Genomic DNA, 6,034 nt, shown 5'->3' with positions numbered 1-6,034 from the left:
CGGCAGCTCCTACACCGTACTCTGTAGGAGCTGCCGAAGGCTGCGATCTTTTGACTTTGCTTTTCTAATGTCACGGCTTGGTGACAAACCCCGTCCCCTTCGTTACAAGACCACACCGGCCCGTTGTTTAGACTGCCCGCAGTCATAACAACAAAAAAGGCCACTCATGGATCTTTTCCACCCAGGCTTCAGCAGTTGGCTGAACGCCCCTGCCCACCAGCAATGGCTCGCCGACGAAGGTCTGCGCCTGCTGGCATTCGCCAAGGCTGCCAGGTTGCCCGAAGGCTTCGGCAACCTCGATGAGCGCGGCCACTTGCCCGCCAACGCGCAGGCCGAAACCATGAACACCGCGCGCATGACCCACAGCTTCGCCATGGCCCACATTCAAGGTTTGCCGGGGTTTGCCGAACTGGTCGATCACGGCATCGCGGCCCTGCGTGGTCCATTGCGGGATGCGCTGCACGGCGGCTGGTTTGCGGTCGCCGAACATCGCGACGGCAACACCGGCAAGAATGCCTATCTGCATGCCTTTGTTGCGCTCGCGGCCAGCTCGGCGGTGGTCGCGCAGCGTCCCGGCGCCCAGGCGCTGCTGGATGATGCGATCGACATCATCGACACGTATTTCTGGAGCGAAGAAGAGGGCGCCATGCGCGAATTCTTCAATCGCGACTGGCGCGAAGAAGAGGCCTATCGCGGCGCCAACAGCAACATGCACGCCACCGAAGCGTTCCTCGCGCTGGCCGATGTCACTGAAGACCCGCGCTGGCTGGTGCGCGCGCAACGCATCGTCGAGCGGGTCATCCACGGTCATGCAGCAGCTAACGGCTACATGGTCATCGAACACTTCGACCGCGACTGGCAACCGCTGCGCGAGTACAACCACGACAACCCCGCTGACGGCTTCCGCCCTTACGGCACCACCCCGGGCCACGGTTTCGAGTGGGCGCGACTGTTGCTGCACCTCGAAGCGGCGCGGGTCCAGGCAGGGATGCTCACGCCGGGCTGGCTGGCGACCGATGCGCAAAAACTCTTCGAGCAGAATTGCCGAAACGGCTGGGACGTCGATGGCGCGCCGGGGATCGTTTACACCCTCGACTGGGACAACAAAGCCGTGGTGCGACATCGTCTGCACTGGACCCATGCCGAAGCCAGCGCGGCGGCCAGCGTCTTGCTCAAACGCACCGGTGATGCGCAATACGAAACCTGGTACCGGCTGTTCTGGGAATTCTGTGAAGGCCATTTCATCGATCGCTGTGACGGCAGCTGGCACCACGAACTCGATCCGCAAAACCGCCCGAGCGCCGATATCTGGCCGGGCAAACCCGATCTCTACCACGCGTGGCAAGCGGTACTGATCCCTCGTCTACCCTTGTCACCGAGTATGGCAACCGCTCTGGCGCAAATATCCCGGGCTGTTCCTGTGTAACCATGTGGTGACATTTGCGCGTCCCTTCGTTACCTGCGAAGGGAATCGCCCTGTTTAAACTCCTGTGCAGCGCAAGCACCAGACTTGCATGCATAACAACAAGAAAGGTACATCTCAGATGAATGCGATTTCTCGCCTCGCTACTGTCATTTCTGTCGCCTCCCTGTTCCCGCTCGCAATTCTGCCTCTCAGTGTGTCTGCTGCCGAATCCAAAGGTTCGGTCGAAGTCGTGCACTGGTGGACGTCCGGTGGCGAAAAAGCCGCTGTCGATGTGCTCAAGGCGCAAGTTGAAAAAGACGGTTTCACCTGGAAAGACGGCGCTGTCGCCGGCGGTGGCGGTGCCACGGCCATGACCGTGCTGAAGAGCCGCGCCGTGGCCGGCAACCCGCCGGGCGTGGCCCAGATCAAAGGCCCGGATATCCAGGAATGGGCCTCCACCGGTCTGCTCGACACCGACGTCCTGAAGGACGTGGCCAAAGAAGAGAAGTGGGACAGCCTGCTCGACAAGAAAGTCTCCGATACCGTGAAGTACGACGGTGATTACGTGGCCGTACCGGTGAACATTCACCGCGTGAACTGGCTGTGGATCAACCCGGAAGTCTTCAAGAAAGCCGGCATCACCAAGAACCCGACCACCCTCGAAGAATTCTACGCCGCTGGCGACAAGCTCAAGGGTGCGGGCTTCATCCCGCTGGCTCACGGCGGTCAGCCTTGGCAGGACAGCACCGTGTTCGAAGCCGTGGTGCTCTCGGTCATGGGCGTGGATGGCTACAAGAAAGCCCTGGTCGATCTGGACAACAAGGCGCTGACCGGCCCGGAAATGGTCAAGGCGCTGACCGAGCTGAAAAAAGTCGCGACCTACATGGACGCCGACGGCAAGGGGCAGGACTGGAACCTGGAAGCGGCCAAGGTCATCAACGGCAAGGCCGGCATGCAGATCATGGGTGACTGGGCCAAGTCCGAATGGACCGCCGCCAAGAAAGTCGCCGGCAAGGATTACGAGTGCGTAGCCTTCCCGGGCACCGACAAGGCGTTCACCTACAACATCGACTCCCTGGCGGTGTTCAAGCAGAAAGACAAAGGCACTGCGGCCGGTCAGCAAGACATCGCCAAAGTCGTGCTGGGGGAAAACTTCCAGAAAGTCTTCAGCATCAACAAAGGCTCGATCCCGGTACGTAACGACATGTTGAACAACATGGACAAACTCGGTTTCGACTCCTGCGCGCAGACCGCTGCCAAGGACTTCCTGGCTGACGCCAAGTCCGGTGGCCTGCAGCCGAGCATGGCGCACAACATGGCGACCACGCTGGCGGTGCAGGGCGCGTTCTTTGATGTCGTGACCAACTACATCAACGACCCGAAAGCCGACCCGGCTGATGCGGCCAAGAAACTGGGCGCGGCGGTTCAGGCGGCCAAATAACCGTCAGTAGCGCAGGCCCTTCTTTGTGGGAGCGGGCTTTGTGGTGAGGGGATTTATCCCCGATGGGTTGCGTAGCAGCCCCGGAAAGTTGCAGCGGTGGAGTACCAGAAAGACCGCGTGCAAAGGTTTCGCGACTGCTTCGCAGCCGATCGGGGATAAATCCCCTCGCCACAGAGCTCGCTCCCACAAGGGATCTCACTGTAGTTTTTATTCCCTGTACTGGATTTCTCCATGAGTTCTGTTGCTGTGTTCAGCAAAGCCTCGCCGTTCGATGCACTGCAGCGCTGGCTACCGAAACTGGTGCTGGCGCCGAGCATGTTCATCGTGCTGGTAGGCTTCTATGGCTACATCCTGTGGACGTTCGTGCTGTCGTTCACCACCTCGACGTTCCTGCCCAACTACAAGTGGGCCGGTCTGGCGCAATACGCCCGGCTGTTCGACAACGACCGCTGGTGGGTGGCGAGCAAGAACCTCGCGGTGTTCGGTGGCATGTTCATCGGCATCACGCTGGTGATCGGTGTGCTGCTGGCGGTGTTCCTCGACCAGCGTATCCGTCGCGAAGGCTTTATCCGCACCATTTACCTGTACCCGATGGCGCTCTCGATGATCGTCACCGGTACTGCGTGGAAATGGCTGCTCAACCCGGGCATGGGCCTGGACAAATTGTTGCGTGACTGGGGCTGGGAAGGCTTCCGTCTGGACTGGCTGATCGACCCGGATCGCGTTGTGTACTGCCTGGTGATCGCCGCTGTGTGGCAGGCCTCGGGCTTCATCATGGCAATGTTCCTCGCCGGCCTGCGCGGGGTTGATCAGTCGATCATCCGTGCCGCACAGATCGACGGTGCGAGCATGCCGACCATCTACTGGAAAGTCGTGCTGCCAAGCCTGCGTCCGGTGTTCTTCAGTGCGGTGATGATCCTCGCCCACATCGCGATCAAGAGCTTCGACCTGGTCGCGGCGATGACGGCGGGTGGCCCGGGGTATTCCTCCGACCTGCCGGCGATGTTCATGTACTCCTTCACCTTCAGTCGCGGCCAGATGGGCATGGGCTCGGCCAGTGCGATTCTGATGCTCGGTGCGATTCTCGCGATCATCGTGCCTTACCTGTACTCCGAGCTGAGGACCAAGCGTCATGACTAGTCTCGCTGCCAAACCCGCGTTCAGCCTCAGTCGTGTGGCGATCTACGCGGTGCTGATCCTCGCGGTATTGCTGTACCTGATCCCGCTGGTGGTGATGCTGCTGACCAGCTTCAAGACCCCGGAAGACATCAGCACCGGCAACCTGCTGAGCTGGCCGACCGTGGTCAGCGGCATCGGCTGGGTCAAGGCCTGGGCCACGGTTGACGGTTACTTCTGGAACTCGATCAAGATCACCGTGCCGGCCGTGGTCATCTCCACCGCCATCGGCGCGTTGAACGGTTACGTGCTGTCGTTCTGGCGCTTCCGTGGTTCGCAGCTGTTTTTCGGTCTGCTGCTGTTCGGTTGCTTCCTGCCGTTCCAGACTGTGCTGCTGCCGGCCTCGTTCACCCTCGGCAAGATGGGCCTGGCGAGCACCACCACCGGCCTTGTGTTCGTGCACGTGGTCTACGGTCTGGCGTTCACCACGCTGTTCTTCCGCAACTACTACGTGAGCATTCCCGATGCGCTGATCAAGGCAGCACGGCTGGATGGCGCGGGTTTCTTCACGATCTTCCGGCAGATCATTCTGCCGATGTCGACCCCGATCATCATGGTCTGCCTGATCTGGCAGTTCACCCAGATCTGGAACGACTTCCTGTTCGGTGTGGTGTTCTCCAGCGGTGATTCGCAACCGATCACGGTGGCGCTGAACAACCTGGTCAACACCAGCACCGGGGCCAAGGAATACAACGTTGATATGGCAGCGGCGATGATCGCCGGGCTGCCGACCCTGCTGGTCTATGTGGTCGCAGGCAAGTATTTCGTGCGCGGGCTGACGGCCGGCGCAGTCAAGGGGTAATCATGGCAACGCTCGAACTTCGCAACGTCAACAAGACCTACGGTGCCGGCCTGCCGGATACCCTGAAGAACATCGAACTGTCGATCAAGGACGGTGAGTTCCTGATCCTGGTCGGCCCGTCGGGCTGCGGCAAGTCGACCCTGATGAACTGCATCGCCGGCCTGGAGACCATCACCGGTGGCGCGATCATGATCGGCGACCAGGACGTCAGCGGCATGAGCCCGAAGGATCGTGACATCGCCATGGTGTTCCAGTCCTACGCGCTGTACCCGACCATGAGCGTGCGCGAGAACATCGAGTTCGGTCTGAAAATTCGCAAGATGAGCCAGTCGGCGATCGATGAAGAAGTCGCCCGCGTGGCCAAGCTGCTGCAGATCGAACACCTGCTCAACCGCAAGCCGGGCCAGCTCTCCGGTGGCCAGCAACAGCGCGTGGCAATGGGCCGTGCGTTGGCGCGTCGGCCGAAGATCTATTTGTTCGATGAACCGCTGTCGAACCTCGACGCCAAGCTGCGCGTCGAGATGCGCACCGAAATGAAACTGATGCACCAGCGCCTGAAAACCACCACGGTCTACGTGACCCACGACCAGATCGAAGCGATGACCCTGGGCGACAAGGTTGCGGTGATGAAGGACGGGATCATTCAGCAGTTCGGCACGCCGAAAGAGATCTACAACGACCCGGCCAACCTGTTTGTGGCGAGCTTCATCGGTTCGCCGCCGATGAACTTCATCCCGCTGCGTCTGCAACGCAAGGACGGTCGCCTGCTGGCGTTGCTCGACAGCGGCCAGGCCCGTTGCGAACTGCCAATGAGCATGCAGGACGCAGGGCTTGAAGATCGCGAAGTGATCCTCGGCCTGCGCCCGGAACAGATTGTCCTGGCGAACGGCGAGGGCAATGGCCTGCCGAGCATCAAGGCCGAAGTACAGGTTACCGAGCCGACCGGTCCGGACACCCTGGTGTTCGTCAACCTGAACGAAACCAAGGTCTGCTGCCGCCTGGCACCGGACGTGGCGCCGCAGGTGGGCGAAACCCTGACCCTGCAATTCGATCCGTCGAAAGTGTTGTTGTTCGATGCCAAGACTGGCGAGCGTCTGGGCGTTGCGGGCCAGGCGCAGACCGAGGCGCGGTCGGCGAACGTCGCGCAATTCAAAGGCCGGTAAAAGATCCGTGCAGGAATAAGGTTCATGTGGGAGCTGGCTTGCCAGCG

The 6,034-nt window shown here is 60.7% G+C and carries 5 protein-coding genes; all 5 read left to right on the top strand.

Annotation, left to right across the window (positions count from 1 at the left end; all coding sequences use genetic code 11):
• Positions 1-166 precede the first annotated feature (166 nt).
• Entirely contained in the window at positions 167-1,426 is a 1,260-nt protein-coding gene (locus HT737_RS08235) for an AGE family epimerase/isomerase (RefSeq protein ID WP_182402159.1), read from the top strand.
• A gap of 118 nt (positions 1,427-1,544) precedes the next feature.
• Positions 1,545-2,846, top strand: coding sequence for an ABC transporter substrate-binding protein (locus HT737_RS08230; protein WP_182402157.1), 1,302 nt, complete (start codon positions 1,545-1,547; stop codon positions 2,844-2,846).
• A 231-nt stretch (positions 2,847-3,077) separates the two neighbouring features.
• Positions 3,078-3,986, top strand: a complete 909-nt coding sequence (locus HT737_RS08225) for a carbohydrate ABC transporter permease (protein WP_003227452.1) — start codon at positions 3,078-3,080, stop codon at positions 3,984-3,986.
• Positions 3,979-4,824 (top strand): carbohydrate ABC transporter permease, encoded by an 846-nt coding sequence (locus tag HT737_RS08220; protein WP_007969317.1) that lies wholly within the window; start codon positions 3,979-3,981, stop codon positions 4,822-4,824. The genes HT737_RS08225 and HT737_RS08220 overlap by 8 nt, the downstream gene beginning before the upstream one ends.
• A 2-nt stretch (positions 4,825-4,826) precedes the next feature.
• The gene (locus tag HT737_RS08215) at positions 4,827-5,987 is read left to right on the top strand and encodes an ABC transporter ATP-binding protein (protein WP_027612564.1); all 1,161 of its coding nucleotides are present in this window, start codon (positions 4,827-4,829) and stop codon (positions 5,985-5,987) included.
• Positions 5,988-6,034: the final 47 nt, after the last annotated feature.

It is taken from the genome of Pseudomonas sp. MD195_PC81_125 (assembly GCF_014060985.1).
Lineage (GTDB): Bacteria > Pseudomonadota > Gammaproteobacteria > Pseudomonadales > Pseudomonadaceae > Aquipseudomonas > Aquipseudomonas parakoreensis.
The sequence above is the reverse complement of the archived record's forward strand: the minus strand, read 5'-3'. Positions and strand labels throughout refer to the sequence as shown.

Coding starts and splice junctions, on each gene's coding strand:
- HT737_RS08235 (WP_182402159.1), top strand. CDS start 167: ATGGATCTTTTCCACCCAGGCTTCAGCAGTTGGCTGAACGCCCCTGCC.
- HT737_RS08230 (WP_182402157.1), top strand. CDS start 1,545: ATGAATGCGATTTCTCGCCTCGCTACTGTCATTTCTGTCGCCTCCCTG.
- HT737_RS08225 (WP_003227452.1), top strand. CDS start 3,078: ATGAGTTCTGTTGCTGTGTTCAGCAAAGCCTCGCCGTTCGATGCACTG.
- HT737_RS08220 (WP_007969317.1), top strand. CDS start 3,979: ATGACTAGTCTCGCTGCCAAACCCGCGTTCAGCCTCAGTCGTGTGGCG.
- HT737_RS08215 (WP_027612564.1), top strand. CDS start 4,827: ATGGCAACGCTCGAACTTCGCAACGTCAACAAGACCTACGGTGCCGGC.